This window comes from Streptomyces sp. BK79 (genome assembly GCF_044142145.1).
In the GTDB taxonomy this organism is placed as follows: domain Bacteria; phylum Actinomycetota; class Actinomycetes; order Streptomycetales; family Streptomycetaceae; genus Streptomyces.
Window position 1 is genome coordinate 1 of the sequence record NZ_JBHVOC010000082.1, and the last position, 887, is coordinate 887.

Annotated in this window: 1 protein-coding gene; it reads left to right on the forward strand. The window is 68.0% G+C overall.

Annotated features, from left to right (window positions below; all coding sequences use genetic code 11):
• The first annotated feature begins 62 nt into the window (after nt 1-62).
• Nucleotides 63-880 (forward strand): IS5 family transposase gene (locus tag ACFIF2_RS35860; RefSeq protein WP_395577482.1). Its coding sequence is split into 2 segments (ribosomal slippage): nt 63-414 and nt 414-880, totalling 819 coding nucleotides; the frame shifts between segments, so codons are not numbered across the junction.
• Nucleotides 881-887 lie beyond the last annotated feature (7 nt).

Below are 887 nucleotides of genomic sequence, written 5' to 3' on the forward strand. Positions count from 1 at the left end.
ACTGGCTCTAACAAAAGCTGCTGATCATGAGACGGTCGGCCTCTCTGCTCGTATGTCTGGGCATGGGAAACCGTCAGTCGCGGCCGTGGATCGTCTCGGACGAACTGTGGTCGCTGATCGAGCCGTTGCTGCCGAAGCCGGGTCCGAAGAAGGCCGAGGGCAGACCGCGGGTGCCGGACCGCCAGGCCCTGTGCGGGATCCTCTTCGTCCTGCACACCGGCATCCAGTGGGAGTACCTGCCCCAGGAGCTCGGTTTCGGCTCGGGCATGACCTGCTGGCGGCGCCTGGCGGCCTGGAACGAGGCCGGCGTCTGGGACCAGCTCCACCAGCTGCTGCTGAACGAGCTGAGGTCGAAGAACCAGCTGGACTGGGAACGGGCGGTGATCGACTCCTCGCACGTGCGGGCCGCCCGACGGGGCCCAAAAGCGGGCCCAGCCCGGTCGACCGCGCACGGCCGGGCAGCAAGCACCACCTCATCGTCGACGGACAGGGCATCCCACTCGCGGTGTCGCTGACCGGCGGAAACCGCAACGACGTCACCCAACTCGAGCCGCTGCTCGACAAGATTCCCGCCGTCGCGGGACAGGTCGGCAGACCCCGCCGACGCCCCGACGCGCTGCTGGCCGACCGCGGCTACGACCACGACAAGTACCGCCGCCTGCTCTGGCAGCGAGGGATCCGCCCCGTGATCGCGAGACGGGGCGAGCCACACGGCACTGGCCTGGGCATCTTCCGCTACGTAGTCGAGCGAACGATCGCCTGGCTCCACGGCTTCCGCCGGCTACGCATCCGCTGGGAACGACGCGACGACATCCACGAAGCATTCCTCGGCCTCGCCACCTGCCTGATCACCCACCGCCACGTTCGACGCCTTTGTTAGGAACTCT